At 67.5% G+C, this 13,826-nt stretch carries 12 protein-coding genes and 1 riboswitch; of the genes, 6 read left to right on the top strand and 6 right to left on the bottom strand.

Features of this window, described 5'->3' with window-relative positions; genetic code table 11:
• Window positions 1–12 precede the first annotated feature (12 nt).
• Genes ACSYAO_RS16625 through metX form a run of 3 tightly spaced genes read right to left on the bottom strand, consistent with a single transcriptional unit; the run spans window position 13 to window position 3,340 of the window.
• Window positions 13–1,080 (bottom strand): homoserine dehydrogenase, encoded by a 1,068-nt coding sequence (locus ACSYAO_RS16625; protein ID WP_032127793.1) that lies wholly within the window; start codon window positions 1,078–1,080, stop codon window positions 13–15.
• Entirely contained in the window at window positions 1,077–2,312 is a 1,236-nt protein-coding gene (locus ACSYAO_RS16630) for an O-succinylhomoserine (thiol)-lyase (protein WP_032127792.1), read from the bottom strand. Before ACSYAO_RS16630 ends, ACSYAO_RS16625 begins: the two co-directional genes overlap by 4 nt.
• A complete protein-coding gene (gene metX / locus ACSYAO_RS16635) occupies window positions 2,309–3,340 on the bottom strand; it encodes a homoserine O-succinyltransferase MetX (RefSeq protein ID WP_049401407.1) in 1,032 nt (343 codons plus the stop codon). The genes ACSYAO_RS16630 and metX overlap by 4 nt, the downstream gene beginning before the upstream one ends.
• 77 nt (window positions 3,341–3,417) lie before the next feature.
• Window positions 3,418–3,536, bottom strand: a riboswitch (SAM riboswitch).
• A 149-nt stretch (window positions 3,537–3,685) separates the two neighbouring features.
• Between metX and ACSYAO_RS16640 the strand changes: the two genes are divergently transcribed.
• The 4 genes from ACSYAO_RS16640 to ACSYAO_RS16655 all read left to right on the top strand — a co-directional run bounded on the left by ACSYAO_RS16640 (window position 3,686) and on the right by ACSYAO_RS16655 (window position 9,151).
• Entirely contained in the window at window positions 3,686–4,570 is an 885-nt protein-coding gene (locus ACSYAO_RS16640) for a M23 family metallopeptidase (protein WP_121504649.1), read from the top strand.
• Between the two features lie 66 nt (window positions 4,571–4,636).
• On the top strand, window positions 4,637–6,241 hold the full coding sequence (locus ACSYAO_RS16645; protein ID WP_014038155.1) for a peptide chain release factor 3: 1,605 nt from the start codon (window positions 4,637–4,639) through the stop codon (window positions 6,239–6,241).
• Between the two features lie 214 nt (window positions 6,242–6,455).
• Window positions 6,456–7,094 carry a PAQR family membrane homeostasis protein TrhA gene (trhA, locus tag ACSYAO_RS16650; protein WP_005410682.1) on the top strand — a complete coding sequence of 213 codons (639 nt, stop codon included), beginning with the start codon at window positions 6,456–6,458 and terminating at the stop codon, window positions 7,092–7,094.
• A gap of 83 nt (window positions 7,095–7,177) precedes the next feature.
• Window positions 7,178–9,151, top strand: coding sequence for an AsmA family protein (locus ACSYAO_RS16655; protein ID WP_149909232.1), 1,974 nt, complete (start codon window positions 7,178–7,180; stop codon window positions 9,149–9,151).
• Between the two features lie 492 nt (window positions 9,152–9,643).
• Here the strand turns inward: ACSYAO_RS16655 and ACSYAO_RS16660 are convergent, their stop codons facing one another.
• The 3 genes from ACSYAO_RS16660 to mtgA are packed head-to-tail and all read right to left on the bottom strand — an operon-like array spanning window position 9,644 to window position 11,861.
• Window positions 9,644–10,075, bottom strand: coding sequence for a CBS domain-containing protein (locus ACSYAO_RS16660; RefSeq protein WP_019336409.1), 432 nt, complete (start codon window positions 10,073–10,075; stop codon window positions 9,644–9,646).
• Window positions 10,035–11,054 (bottom strand): glycosyltransferase family 2 protein, encoded by a 1,020-nt coding sequence (locus ACSYAO_RS16665; protein WP_049401430.1) that lies wholly within the window; start codon window positions 11,052–11,054, stop codon window positions 10,035–10,037. Before ACSYAO_RS16665 ends, ACSYAO_RS16660 begins: the two co-directional genes overlap by 41 nt.
• A 57-nt stretch (window positions 11,055–11,111) precedes the next feature.
• On the bottom strand, window positions 11,112–11,861 hold the full coding sequence (mtgA, locus tag ACSYAO_RS16670; RefSeq protein WP_049463535.1) for a monofunctional biosynthetic peptidoglycan transglycosylase: 750 nt from the start codon (window positions 11,859–11,861) through the stop codon (window positions 11,112–11,114).
• A 77-nt stretch (window positions 11,862–11,938) separates the two neighbouring features.
• On the opposite strand from mtgA, the gene hslO reads away from it, so the two are divergent.
• Complete coding sequence (hslO, locus tag ACSYAO_RS16675; protein WP_032130068.1) at window positions 11,939–12,832, top strand: Hsp33 family molecular chaperone HslO; 894 nt, start codon at window positions 11,939–11,941, stop codon at window positions 12,830–12,832.
• A gap of 116 nt (window positions 12,833–12,948) precedes the next feature.
• On the top strand, window positions 12,949–13,797 hold the full coding sequence (locus tag ACSYAO_RS16680; protein ID WP_049420960.1) for an XOO1806 family protein: 849 nt from the start codon (window positions 12,949–12,951) through the stop codon (window positions 13,795–13,797).
• Window positions 13,798–13,826: the final 29 nt, after the last annotated feature.

Here is a 13,826-nt window from a genome sequence, read left to right on the forward strand (position 1 = left end):
GCAGCACGGACATCAACCCACGATCCGCAGCACGTCATCCAGCAACGCGGCCGCAGTGACTTCCGCACCCGCGCCCGGCCCCTGGATCAGCAACGGCTGGCGGCGGTAGCGATCACTGTGGATGGCCACGCGGTTGTCGGTGCCCGCACCCTGCGCCAAGGGGTGATCGGCCGGCAACTCGCGCAGACCTACCTGCGCACCCTCGCCATCAACGCGGCCGACGAAACGCAGCACACGACCATTGTCGCGTGCCTGCTGCCAGCGCGCCTGCAGCGGCGCGTCCAGCTGCTCAAGCGCAGCCACCGCATCCTCCAGCGGCAGCGCTGCCAGCGCTTCAGGCACCAGTGAATCCACCTGCACCTGCGAAGCATCCAGCGCCAGCCCGCTGCTGCGCGCCAGGATCAGCAGCTTGCGGCGCACGTCCTCGCCGGACAGATCCAGACGCGGGTCCGGTTCGGTATAACCGGCCGCCAGCGCCTCGCGCACCGCCGCCGAGAACGGCGATTGGCCGTCATAGCGATGGAACAGCCACGCCAGCGAGCCGGACAGCACGCCCTCGATGGCGTGGATGTGGTCGCCACCGGCTACCAGCGCGCGCAGGCTGCTCAGCAACGGCAGGCCGGCACCGACGGTGGCGCTGTCGCCATAGCGTGCGCCACTGTCTGCGCAGCTCTCGGCGATGGCCGTGGCACGTGCCAGCTGCGCACCGCGGCCCAGCTTGTTGGCGGTGACCACGTGCACCCCCCGCGCCAGCCACTGCACGTGACGTGCGGCCACATCTTCGCTGGCAGTGGCATCGACCACCACGTCACCCCGTTCCAGCCCTTCGGCGCTCGCCCATGGCGGTGAGCTGAGACCGTCACGCGGTGCGCGTCGTGCCAGCTCCAGCGGCAACGCCAGATCACGGTCGATCGCCAGTGCGGTGCGCGAATTGGCCAGCCACTGCACGCTGGGCAGTTCCAACCCGCGTGCCTGCAACGCCTGGTAGCGCTGCACGAAGGCGGAGCCCACCGTGCCGGTGCCGAGCAGCGCCAGGCGTCCCACGCCCAGCGCAGGAATGTCAGCGGCGAGCGCGCTCATGCATCCACCACCTGTTTGCGGCGCGCAGCCGCATCGATCACGGCTTCGGCGCGCTGCAGCGCTGCGCCGAGATCAGCCAGCAGGTCACGCTCGGCCTCGATGCCGACCGACAGGCGCAGCAGGCCTTCACTGATGCCGGCGGCCGCGCGCGCTTCAGCGGTCATCGCCGCATGGGTCATGGTGGCCGGGTGCGCGATCAGGCTTTCGACGCCACCCAGCGATTCGGCCAGGGTGAAGCAGCGCAGGCCATCGACGAAGGCACGCACTGCGGCATGTGGATCATCGCCTTCGCAGTCGGCCAGTTCGAACGACAGCATCGCGCCGAAGCCGCTTTGCTGGCGCGCGGCGATGGCGTGGCCCGGGTGATCGGCCAGGCCCGGGTAATACACCGCGCCGACCGCCGGATGCTGGTCCAGCAGGGCAACGATCGACGCGGTGTTCTCCTGGTGCACGCGCAGGCGCGCATCCAGCGTGCGCAGGCCGCGCAGGGTCAGGAACGCATCGAACGGCGAGCCGGTCAGGCCCAGCGCGTTGCCCCACCACACCAGCTGCTCGTGCAGCGCCGGATCGCGCGCGACCACCGCACCACCGACCACATCGCTGTGGCCATTGATGTACTTGGTGGTGGAATGCAGCACCAGGTCGGCACCGAACGACAGCGGCTGCTGCAGTGCCGGCGACAGGAAGGTGTTGTCGACTACCACCAGTGCACCGGCCTTGTGCGCGGCCTCGATGACGAAGCGCAGGTCGGTGATGCGCAGCAGCGGGTTGGACGGGGTTTCCACCAGCACCAGCTTCGGCTGCGTGGCCAGCGCCTGCGCCAGTGCGCGCGGATCGGTCAGGTCGGCGGTGACCAGTTCGAAGTGGCCCTTTTTCGCCAGCGCATTGAACAGGCGCCAGCTGCCGCCGTATGCATCGTGCGGCACCACCAGGGTGTCGCCCGGCTGCAGCAATGCGTTCAACACCAGGTTGATCGCACCCATGCCGGTGGCGGTGATGACGCCGCCGGCGCCGCCCTCCAGTTCCGCCAGCGCCTCGCCGAGCAGGTCACGGGTCGGGTTGCCACTGCGCGTGTAGTCGTACTGGCGCTTGTTGCCGAAGCCTTCAAAACTGAAGTTCGACGACAGCACGATCGGCGGCGTGACCGCACCATGCGCGGTGTCCCGATCGATGCCGGCACGGACGGCGGCAGTGGTGCGACTACAGGACGGCTCGTTTGCGTGCAGGCTCATGCGGACTCTCCAGAAGTGCGGAAGGCGGTGGCGAGGATCGCGTCGATGCGATCGGTTTCTTTGAGGAAGGCGTCGTGGCCGTAGGGCGAGCGCAGCACGCGCAGACTGCCGCGCGGGCCCAGTCCTTCGACCAGACCGACCAGGTCGGCCAGCGGCACCAGGCGGTCACCCTCCACCGCGACAACTACGGTGGGCGGCAGGATCGCGGTGGGGTCGACGCGGTGCAGGTCGATCGATTCGGACAGGCGCAGGTAAGCAGTCACCGGCGTGCGCGCGACGTACTGCGCACCGGCAGCGTCGAGATAGTCTTCGGCGGCCACGCGCACGCGGCCATTGATCACTTCCGGCGCGGCATCGAAGCGCTCGCCGAACTCTTCCGGGGTGCGGTAGCTGAGCATGGCGAACTGCCGGGCCAACGCCAGACCGTGGTCTTCGCCGCACTGCAGCTGGCCCAACGCGACCGCGCGGCGCTGCAATGCGCGCCAGGCGGCGGCATACGGATGCGGGCGATGCGCGCCACTGGCCAGCACCAGCTGGCGCACGCGTGCACGGTGGCGGATCGCGAACTGCTGGCCGACCAGCGCCCCGTAGGAGTAGCCCACGAACGCCTTCAGCGTGCGGATGCCGAGATGGTCCAGCAGCAGCGCCAGTGCATCGGCCTGGTCGGCGGTATCGATCGGCACATCCAGTGCACCATCGGCGCCGATGAAGTCGAAGGCCAGTACACGCAGCTGCTGCGGATCCAGCGCGCGCCCGCTGCCGACCAGGTCTTCGGCCCAGCCCTTCTCGCTGAACTGTGCATTGGACGCCACGTGGCGATGGGCGGAAATGCCACCGGCCAGCACCACCACCGGCGCATTGGCCGGGCCGACCCACTCATAGCGCAGGCGCACCGGGCTGGGGCCGGCGTGACGCATCGACAGCACCGCGGCGAACTCACCGCGCTCGGCATGCACGCGGTCTTCGACCGGCACGCTGACGGGGACAAAGGGTTCGGGGCGAAGCGCGGTACTGGCGGCGAAGCTCATGGCGGGATCCGGTTGGGAAATCGGCCATCGAGCCTTCGCGGGGCCCGCGTTCGAGATGCACGTGGGGTGCATGGTTCGAACCATCTTTCGGTGGACGCCACGGTCCCCGCAGGATTTGGCACCTACGCAGACGCTTTCGCATCCGCGGGCTGCCCCGGCTTCAAAGGGCCTGTCCCTCTGCCGGTCTCGATGGTGGAGCCACGATGCCAGCCCTTTCCGGCACTGTCAATCCCTTCATGCGGATAAAGCGATGAATATTTTCAACGCGACTATGCGAAGGCGGTCGCGGTCGTCCTGTTCAGGATCGGCTACAGTCCCGGCGGTCCCTACCCTCTGGAACCACTGATGCTGCGCCTGCCCCTGACCTGCCTGCTGATGTCCCTGCTGGCGAGCACGACGGCCAGCGCCGGTGACTGGCGCCAGGGCTGGGGACTGGTTTCCCCCGCCACCCCAACCACCCACGCTGGCAGTGCCGAGGGCGCCGCCCCCATGGCCCGGCTGCGCCTGCAGCCGGTCGGCACGCAATGGCAGGCCCGGATCGACAATGGGCTGGCAGGACCGCTGCAGATCGAACTGCGCGCTGCACCCGGACGCCCGGTCGAAGGGCTGCCGCTGCAATCGCTGATCCAGGGCGACAGCAGCCTGGTGGTCGGCCACCTGCCCGCCCCGCTCGATGGCCGCACGCTGGATCTGCGCCTGCAGTCGGTGCCGGGCAACCCGGCCGCACAGGCCGAAGATGTCGCCTATCGCCTGCCTTTCGATGCGGCCCGTCCGCGCGTGGACCAGGCGCCGCAGGGCCGGTTCAGCCACGATGACGAGGAGAACCGCGACGCGGTGGACTTCGCACTGCCGGAGGGCACGCTGGTGCTGGCCGCGCGCGAGGGCACGGTGATGCAGATCCAGGATGGCTTCCGTGGCAACGGCCAGGACCGCGAACGTGATGGTGCCCGCGCCAACTTCATCCGTGTGCTGCACAGCGACGGCAGCATGGCGCTGTACGGCCACCTGCAGGCCGGCGGCATGCGCGTGCGTCGCGGCCAGGCGGTGGGGGCCGGGCAGCCGCTCGGCCTGTCCGGCAACAGCGGCTTCAGCAGCGCGCCGCACCTGCACTTCGTGGTGCAGGTCAACCGCGGCATGGGCCTGCGCTCGGTGCCGGCACGGATCTTCGCCGAACAGGGCCAACTGCAGTTCGCCCGCCAGGACGAGGTCGAGGGCGGCATCGGGCGCTGAACGGCCCCGGCCGGTATAATCGGGCGCTTATCTCTTTGAAAAGCGCCCCGGGCGGGCGCCACTGCCATGTCCGAAGTCGCCAACGAAGCGTCGCGTCGCCGCACCTTCGCCATCATCTCCCACCCTGACGCCGGCAAGACCACGCTGACCGAAAAGCTGCTGCTGTTCGGAGGCGCGATCCAGATGGCCGGTTCGGTCAAGGGCCGCAAGGCCGCCCGCCACGCCACCTCCGACTGGATGGCGCTGGAAAAGGAGCGCGGCATCTCCGTCACCTCCTCAGTGATGCAGTTCCCGTACGAAGGCAAGATCGTCAACCTGCTCGACACCCCCGGCCACGCCGACTTCGGCGAGGACACCTACCGCGTGCTGACCGCGGTGGACTCGGCGCTGATGGTGATCGACGTGGCCAAGGGCGTGGAAGAGCGCACCATCAAGCTGATGGAAGTCTGCCGCCTGCGCGACACCCCGATCATGACCTTCATCAACAAGCTCGACCGCGAGGGCAAGGACCCGATCGAGCTGCTGGATGAAGTGGAAACCGTGCTGGGCATCCAGTGCGCGCCGGTGACCTGGCCGATCGGCATGGGCCAGCGCCTGAAGGGCGTGGTCCACCTGCTGACCGGCGAAGTTCACCTGTACGAACCGGGCCGCAACTTCACCCGCCAGGACTCGACCATCTTCCCGTCCATCGATGCGCCCGGCCTGGCCGAGAAGATCGGTGCACAGATGCTGGCCGACCTGCGCGACGAACTGGAACTGGTGCAGGGCGCCAGCCATCCGTTCGACCTGGACGCCTACCGCGCCGGCAAGCAGACCCCGGTGTTCTTCGGCTCGGGCGTGAACAATTTCGGCGTGCAGCCGCTGCTGGACTTCTTCGTCGAACATGCCCCGTCGCCGCAGGCGCGTTCCACCACCGGCCGCGAGATCGCCCCGGAAGAGAACAAGCTGACCGGCTTCGTTTTCAAGATCCAGGCCAACATGGACCCGCAGCACCGTGACCGCGTGGCGTTCATGCGGGTCTGCTCGGGCCGCTTCAGCGCCGGCATGAAGACCTTCCACGTGCGCACCGGCAAGGAAATGAAGCTGGCCAACGCGCTGACCTTCATGGCCAGCGACCGCGAGATCGCCGCCGAGGCGTGGCCGGGCGATGTGATCGGCATCCACAACCACGGCACCATTTCCATCGGCGATACCTTCACCGAAGGCGAAGCGGTCACCTTCACCGGCATCCCCAACTTCGCCCCGGAACTGTTCCGCCGCGCACGCCTGCGCGATCCGCTCAAGCTCAAGCAGCTGCAGAAGGGCCTGGCCCAGCTGTCCGAAGAAGGTGCGACCCAGTTCTTCCGCCCGCTGACCAGCAACGACCTGATCCTGGGTGCGGTCGGCGTGCTGCAGTTCGACGTGGCCGCCTACCGCCTGAAGGACGAGTACGGCGTGGAAGCCACCTTCGAGCCGGTCAGCGTGACCACTGCGCGTTGGGTCCACTGCAGCAACGAGAAGAAGCTGGAAGAGTTCCGCGAGAAGAATGCGCTGAACCTGGCGCTGGATGCAGCCGGCCACCTGGTCTACCTGGCACCGACCCGGGTCAACCTGCAGCTGGCGCAGGAACGCTCGCCGGATGTGCGCTTCTCGGCCACCCGCGAAGCGGCGCATACGGTTTCGGTGGGCTGATGCCAGCGGGCCGGATCCCTTTCCGCAAGGAAAGGGCTCTGCCCCCGGCCGTCGCGGGTGGTTCATCCACGCATGGCGTGGATCTACCGCTCACGGATTCATCGGCGCAACGCAGGGATTCACCCACCATACGGTGACGGGCGTGCACACGGCGGCCATCGCGGCGATGATAGGGGGACGCGGGTCCCCCTCCCCGTGAACGATGCCCATGCCCATGTCCACGACGTCCATTGCTTCGATCCGTGAAGAAATCGCCAGCGCCCTGACCCATGGCCTGGGCGCGGTGTTCGCCCTGGCAGCCAGCGCGGTGCTGATCACCCTGGCTGCGATCTACGGCGACGGCTGGCAGCTGGCCAGCGCGATCGTATTCGGTATCGCGCTGTTGCTGCTGTACACCGCCTCCACGCTGTATCACGCCATCCAGCATCCGGTCGCCAAGGGCCGCTTGAAGGTGTTCGACCACTGCGCGATCTACGTGCTGATCGCGGGCACCTATACCCCGTTCACCCTGATCGGCCTGCGTGGTCCGTGGGGCTGGGGCCTGTTCACCGCGATCTGGGCGCTGGCGCTGGGCGGCGTGGTGTTCAAGCTGTTCTACACCGGCCGCTTCAAGGTGCTCTCAACGGTGATCTACATCGCCATGGGCTGGCTGGTGGTCGTGGCGATCAAGCCGATGTGGGCTTCGATCGACGGCGGCACCCTCACCTGGCTGTTCGCCGGCGGCCTGTCGTACACGCTGGGGACCTACTTCTACCACCGTGAATCGATCCCGTATTCGCATGCGATCTGGCACCTGTTCGTGATCGGTGGCAGCGTCTGCCACTTCGTCGCAGTCACCATGCAGGTGCTGTAAACCAGCGTTCGAACGCGGCGTGTGCACACCACGCACATGGACGCTTCGCGCCCTGTCCACGAAGAGGGGGCAACCATGGCAGCGTGAATGCTGCCGCCTCCCCTGCCACAAAGCGCACGACCCGCTGGCGCCTCCGCCGCCCCGGCCCACGAGGCCGGCGCTGGCTCACGATCCTGATCTTCCTGCTGGCGGCACTCCTGCTGCTGATCGCGTTGTGGGACTGGAACTGGTTCAAGGGGCCGGTTGAGCGTGCGGTGCAGGCACGTACCGGCCGTGCGCTGCACATCGGGAACCTTGATGTCGACCTCGGCCGCACCAGTACGATCCGCGCCGATGCGATCACCTTCGCCAATGCCAGCTGGGCGAAGCAACCCGATATGGCCACCGCAGACCGCGTCGAGATCGACGTGCGGGTGTGGCCCCTGCTGCGTGGCAGCGTGCAGCTGCCCGAAGTACGCCTGACCCGGCCGGACGTGCTGCTGGAAACCGCCCCGCGCAAGGGCGAACCGGGCAATTGGGATTTCCTCGGTGGCAGCGCCGGTGGGACCAGCCCGCAGCTCAAACGGTTGCGCATCGATGACGGTCGCCTGCAGTTCCTCGACGCGCTCGGCCGTACCGATATCCGCGTGGACGTGCGCAGCGGCCAGCCGAAACAGGCCGATGCGGCGCCACCGCTGCTGGTACAGGGCAAGGGACACTGGCAGGGCAATCCGTTCACCCTGCGTGGCGGCACGGAATCACCGCTGGAGCTGACCGACAGCGACCATCCGTTCCGCATCCATCTCGATGGCCGAGCAGGCGCCACCCACGCGGTAGCCAGTGGCACGCTGACCAATCCCTTCCAGCTGCGCGTGTTCGATCTGCAGTTTGCGCTCAGCGGCCAGGACCTCGCCGACCTCTATCCGCTGCTCGGCATTGCCATTCCGCCGTCGCCGCCCTATGCGTTGAACGGCCGGCTCAAGCGTGACCACAACGTCTGGCGCTACGACGCCTTCACCGGCAAGGTCGGTGACAGCGACCTCGGCGGCAATCTGCAGTTCGAAGTGGGCGGTGCGCGGCCGCGGCTGACCGCCACGCTGGAATCCAAGCGCCTGGACTTCGATGACCTTGCCGGCTTCGTCGGTGCCCCACCGAAAACCGGCGGCGGCGAAACCGCCAACGCTGAACAGAAGGCCGAGGCCGCACGGGTTGCCGCCCGCGCACGCGTGCTGCCCGACACGCCCTACAACCTCGGCAAGCTGCGCGCGATGGATGCCGACGTGCGCTGGAAGGCCCACCGCATCAACGCGCCATCACTGCCGCTGGACGACATGGACGCGCACCTGTTGCTGGATGACGGCGTACTGCGGCTGGACCCGCTGAACTTCGGCGTGGCCGGAGGCGATATCCGCAGCACGATCCGCATGGACGCGCGCCGTCCGCAGATCAGCACCGCCCTGAAGGCCAGCGTGCGCGGCGTGCAGCTCGGCCAGCTGTTTCCGGACGCGAAACTGGCCGAGCAGGCCAAGGGCGGCATCGGCGGCGAGGTGGACCTGAGCGGGCGCGGCAACTCGATCGCCGCGATGCTGGGCAGCAGCGATGGCAAGGTCGGCCTGGCGATGGGCCGCGGCCATGTCGGTAACCTGGTAATGGAACTGGCGGGGCTGGACATTACCGAATCGCTGAAATTCCTGGTGACCGGCGACAAGCAGATCCCGCTGCGCTGCGCCTTCGCCGACTTCGGCGTGCGCGACGGCCTGATGACCAGCCAGGCACTGGCGGTGGATACCACCGACACGATCCTCATCGGCGAAGGCACGGTCAGCCTGCGCGACGAGAGCCTGGACCTGCTGCTGAAACCTCGCCCGAAGGACAAGAGCATCCTGGTTCTGCGCTCTCCGCTGCGTATCAGTGGCACGTTCAAGGACCCGTCGTTCCGCCCGGACTTCAAGGCGCTGGGTATTCGTGGCGCCGTGGCCCTGGCGCTGGGCAGCATCGCGCCGCCGGCGGCGTTGCTGGCGACGATCGAACTGGGGCCGGGGAAGGATGCCGACTGCGGGGGGCAGTATGCGAAGTAGGTTTACAGCGTTGTTCGCGGCGCCTGCATTGATCGCGGCCTGAGGGGGACGGGTGACGCAGGCAGGACACGCCGCAAGTACGTCCCTGTAGGCTCGATGGCGCCATCCATGGCGCCAACGGTCCTGCCTGCGTCACCCGTCCCCCTTCCGACAGTTTCCTGCGCGCGCGGAACGAGAGCGGAAATTCAAAGTCAAAAGAAAAAAGCAAAGTCAAAAGCTGTTGCCAACCAAGGTTGGCAGCTACCAAGGGCGAGGCACCGCGCATGTACGCACCGCGCTCGCAGAAATGTGTCCAGAGGCGGAGGGTGCGGCTGGGCAGGACCGTTGGCGCCATGGATGGCGCCATCGAGCCCCCATGGATGGGTTTACGGCGTGTCCTGCCCAGCCGCACCCTCCGCCTCCCAACGTATCAGGAAGGCGCTGCTGTGGCTTTGGCTGTGGCTCTGGCTTCGAAAAGCGGGCCGGCGGGCCGCAGGCCCGCCAGCGACACCCTCACCCGGCGACGATGTACTGCTGCAGCTGATCCAGCTCGCGCCGCTGCGCATCAATCACCGATTTCACCAGGTCGCCGATGGAAATCACCCCCAGCACCTGCGCCCCCTCCACCACCGGCAGGTGGCGGATGCGGTAGTCGGTCACCAGCTGCAGGCAATGCTCTACCTGTTCGCCCGGCGAGACCGTCACCACCTTCGCCGTCATGATCTCGGCCACCGCCGTATCCCGCGACGAACGATCACGCAGCACGATCTTGCGCGCGTAGTCGCGCTCCGAAAGGATCCCGACCAGCCGCGGACCGTCCATCACCAGCACCGCGCCAATGCCCTTTTCCGCCATCAACCGGATCGCATCGATCACCGCCGCATCCGGCGCGACCGCATGTACTTCAGGAGACTTGCCGTCCAACAGTTGCCGTACCGTGGTCATCTGCCTGCCCTCCGAGGGTGGGTTGCAGGGCAGAGTCTGCCACGGCGGATGCTAGCCAGGCGTCAACCAGGTACAACGGGCGCTGCTTGGATTCCTCGTACAGCCGTCCCAGGTACTCGCCGATCAGGCCCAGCGCGATCAACTGCACCCCGCCCAGGAACAGGATCACCGCCATCATCGTCGGCCAACCCGCCACGCGGTCACCGTACAGGGCCGCCTTGGCAATCACCCACACGCCGAATACGAAGGCCACCGCCGCCGTTGCCAGGCCCATGTAGGTCGCCGCCCGCAGGGGAACGGTCGAGAACCCGGTGATGCCCTCCAAGGCGAAATTCCACAGCCGCCACAGACTGAACTTGCTGGATCCGGCCACCCGCGCGTGACGGTGGTAGGGCACAGCAATACGCTTGAATCCGACCCAGCTGAAAAGGCCCTTCATGAAGCGGTGGCGTTCACGCATCTCGCGCAGCGCACTCAGCGCGCGTGGCGACAACAGGCGGAAGTCACCGGTGTCGGCAGGGATCGGCGTGCGTGACAGGCGACCGATCACCCGATAGAACGCCGCCGCCGTGGCGCGCTTGATCCAGGCTTCGCCATCGCGGGCCATGCGCGTGCCATAGACGTTGTCATGGCCCTCGCGCCAGCGCGCAACGAACTGCGGCACCAGTTCCGGCGGGTCCTGGCCATCGGCATCCAGGATCATCGCCGCGCCGTCGCGCACCAGATCCAGGCCGGCAGTCAGCGCGGCCTCCTTGCCGAAATTGCGCGACAGCTTCAACGCCGATACGCGCGCGTCGTCCTGCGCCAATCCTGCGATCACCTGCCAGGTACCGTCGTGGCTGCCATCGTCCACATACAGGATGTGGCCATCGATGTCGGGCATTCCGTCCAGCACCGCACACAGGCGGGGATGCAGGCACGGCAGCGCCTGCTCCTCGTTGTAGGCGGCGATGACGAAAGTAAGGCGTTCGCGGTTCATGCCCGGATTGTACGTTGCCTGCAGGTGCATGGCCTGCCGCCCCGAGGGCAGGTGTCCTCAGTCTTCCGACAGGTAAGCCGCGCCGCCCAGCTGCCGGGCCTGGCGCTGGATCCATGCCGCACGCCGCTGCACATACGGCCCCGGTGCCGCCGCGTTGTAGCGCCGCGGTGCCGGCAGCACCGCCGCCAACCGCGCGCTCTCGGCCGGGGTCAACCTGGCCGCATCCTTGCCCCAGAACGTCTGCGCCGCTGCCTGCGCGCCATACACGCCATCGCCGAACTCGGCGATGTTGGCGTACATCTCCAGGATGCGCTCCTTCGGCCACAGTGCTTCGATCAGCACCGTGTACCAGACTTCCAGGCCTTTGCGTACCCAGCTGCGGCCCTGCCAGAGGAACAGATTCTTGGCGACCTGCTGGCTGATCGTGCTGGCCCCCCGCAGGCGTCCGCCCTTGGCGTTGTGGTCGCGGGCCTTCTCGATGGCCTGCAGGTCGAAGCCATTGTGGTCGGGGAAGCGCTGGTCCTCCGCGGCCACCAGCGAGATCGGCAGGCTCGCTGCCATCTGGTCCAGGTCGCACCACTGGTAATGCAGGCGATAGGACCAGTCGGCCTCCCCCAATGCCTCGCCATAGCGCCACAGCATGACCGTGGATACCGGCGGGTCGATGAACCGCAGCACCAGTACCTGCAGGCAGCTGAAAGCGGCCAGCAGCAGCGGCAGCCAGAGCAGCCGTTTCCAGCGCCAGCGCCTGCGGCGCGGGACTTCCGCGATGGCCTCCACCTTGTGCTGCTCTCCCCCTGCCCCCATTACTGGTGCATCCTTCTTCTATCCGGTTGTCGGCGCATTATCCGGCAACCGCCCTCGTTTACGCGCGATGTGAGCCGATGACCGCCAACCCCGATTCCCTGATCCGCTTCCTGCTTCCCGACGCTGGCGTCCGTGGCGTCCACGTGCGCCTGCAGGCTACCTGGCAGGAGATCCTGTCCCACGCCGAGTACCCGGATACCGCCGCCGAACTGCTCGGCGAGGCCTGCGTGGCCTCGGCGCTGTTCACCGGCCACACCAAGATCGATGGCCGCCTTTCGATCCAGCTGCGCAGCAGCACCGCGCTGCGCACCCTGTTTGCCGAGTGCACCGCCGCCGGTACCCTGCGCGGCATCGCCCAGCTCAGCGACGGCGCCGATGCGCCGCGCGACCTGTCCAGCCTGGGTGATGACGCCCTGCTCGCGATCACCATCGAGAACCCGGGCCTGGACCCGCGCGAGCCGCAGCGCTACCAGAGCCTGGTCGCGCTGACCGCACCGGAGCTGGACGAGGCCTTCGAGGACTACTTCCGCCAGTCCGAACAACTGCCGACCCGCCTGCTGCTGGCCGCCGACCGCAACGGCGCCGCCGGCCTGCTGCTGCAGAAGCTGCCGGGTGACGAGGGTGACGAAGACGGCTGGGCGCGTGCCAGCGCCCTGTTCGAGACCCTGGGCAAAGCCGAGCTGCTGGCGACCCCGGCCGAGCAGCTGCTGCACCGCCTGTTCCACGAAGAGAAGCCGGAACTGATGGGCGGCAAGCCGCTGTCCTTCGCCTGCTCCTGTTCCCGCGAGCGGGTCGCGTCGATGCTGCAGTCGCTGGGCGAGGACGAGGCCCGTGCCGCAGCCGCAGACACCGGCGCCGTCGAGGTCCGTTGCGAATTCTGCGGGCGGGAGTATCACTTTCCTTTGACGGAGTTCGGCATACTGTTCCACGGTGCCGAGGGGACTGTACCGGCGCCTGAACGGCTTCAGTAAACGGCTTGTCTTGCATCTGGGGGGATCAAGGCTTGTTAAGAATTCATAAACACCCTAGGATCAAGTTCCCGTCTCCGCGGGAACTTCCGTTGTCCGTCCCTGTCTGAACTGGTCCGATGCGTACCTTCCTGCGTCTACCGCTGGCCCTGCTGATCGCCCTTGGCGCGATCACGGGCGTGCACGCGCAGAGCAAGGACACCCGGACCGTGCTGCCGGTATGGAACAAGGGCAGCGGCAAGGTCGAGGCCCTGCTGTACCTGGAGCCCACCGGTGAACAGGCCGCCGGCGCCCGCTGGCACTTCGGCCGTAACTCGCTGGATGCAGCCTTCGGCCTGTCCTCCGGCGATTCGCTGGGCCTGCTCTGCAACAGCAGCAGCGGGACCAGCATGAGCGGCCTGGCCAGTCACTGCATGCTGGCCAGCCTGGGTGACGACGACGACCTCAACAGCCGCCGCTTCACCGGTACCGCTGCGCTGAACCGCGGCAGCAGCCGTCTCGGCATCACCGCCGGCACCGGCCGTGAAACGCTGCCGGCGTGGCTGTCCGGCCCGAACAAGACCCCCTCGCTGCGCGCCGAGCAGAACGACCTGACCGTATTCGCGCAGAAGAACATCGGCCGCGAGGGTTTTGTCTCGATCGCCGGTACCTACGCCAAGGCCCGCCTGGTACCGCTGGCCGATGCCGCACCGTCCATCGTCGACCGCTGGGACAGCAAGAGCCTGAGCATCGGCGCCGGCTACGGCAACTTCACCGGCAGCATCATCGGCCGCGTGATCGACGTGCCGGGCAAGCCCGGCAAGTGGGAGGGCCTGGGCATCGGCCTGACCTGGCGTACCCCGTGGTCTGGCCAACTTACCGTTGGCGCCGAGAACGTGATCAGCCGCGGCAAGAATCCGTTCTCCCCGCGCAATGAAAGCAATGACGACGGCACCGTGCCGTATGTGCGTTACGAACAGGATCTCTGACCCCACCTCCTGGGTCTTCCTGCAGTGAC

The organism is Stenotrophomonas sp. STK16_22 (assembly GCF_051984505.1).
GTDB lineage: Bacteria > Pseudomonadota > Gammaproteobacteria > Xanthomonadales > Xanthomonadaceae > Stenotrophomonas > Stenotrophomonas maltophilia_A.